The organism is Cohnella suwonensis (assembly GCF_042655365.1).
GTDB classification, from domain to species: domain Bacteria; phylum Bacillota; class Bacilli; order Paenibacillales; family Paenibacillaceae; genus Cohnella; species Cohnella suwonensis.
This window is the reverse complement of the sequence record NZ_JBHSMH010000103.1, coordinates 1-728: the sequence shown is the minus strand read 5'-3', so window position 1 is coordinate 728 and position 728 is coordinate 1. Positions and strand designations below refer to the sequence as shown.

General features: G+C 46.7%; 1 protein-coding gene. It reads left to right on the top strand.

The features are described 5' to 3' along the window. The first annotated feature begins 152 nt into the window (after positions 1-152). The gene (locus ACFPPD_RS23235; protein ID WP_209752019.1) at positions 153-425 is read left to right on the top strand and encodes a hypothetical protein; all 273 of its coding nucleotides are present in this window, start codon (positions 153-155) and stop codon (positions 423-425) included. Positions 426-728 lie beyond the last annotated feature (303 nt).

The following is a 728-nucleotide window of genomic DNA, read 5'->3' as shown; positions in this document are numbered from 1 at the left end:
GAAGTAATTCAGCCGGACACATCCGCACCACCTAACCGCATCGCGGCCGGCTCCTTTCGGAGCCTTAAGGTGGTGGGACGTCGTGAACACATGAACGTTATAGGAAATTCCCGCTAAGAACTAAATAACATAGATAGCCACTCGATGAAGCAATGGGAAAAGCCGTCTGTAGTAAGTATCTCGACGAAGCAATGGAAAAAGCCATCTATAGTAAGTATCTCGACGAAGCAATGGAAAAAGCCGTCTGTAGTAAGTATCTCGATGAAGCAATGGGAAAAGCCGTATGTAGTAAGTATCTCGACGAAGCAATGGGAAAAGCCGTATGTAGTAAGTATCTCGATGAAGCAATGGGAAAAGCCGTATGTAGTAAGTATCTCGACGAAGCAATAGGGAAGCCATCTGTAGTAAGTATATCGGCGATGTAGGAAGAATTTTATGGGAGAGAAATCGAAGAAGGCGGGAACATCCTATAACACCATGTTCACGCTTCGGCGGACGAGCCGCCTCGGTCCGGCAGGAGTTAGATGTGATTTCGGAGAAGTAATTGGCAGCAGCAGGGAAGTCGAATCAGCCGGACACATCCAACTCCCTAACCGCATCGCGGCCGCCCTCCGGGCTTAAGGGAGTTGGACGTCGTGAACACATGAACGTTATATGAAACCGATGCAAGAGACAAGGAGAAAAAATGAAAATCACAATTCGATTATTACTGGTTTTACTTACACTAT

What these genes read in the sequence shown, in the direction of transcription:
- ACFPPD_RS23235 (WP_209752019.1), top strand. Translation starts at nt 153, where the DNA reads ATGGGAAAAGCCGTCTGTAGTAAGTATCTCGACGAAGCAATGGAAAAA.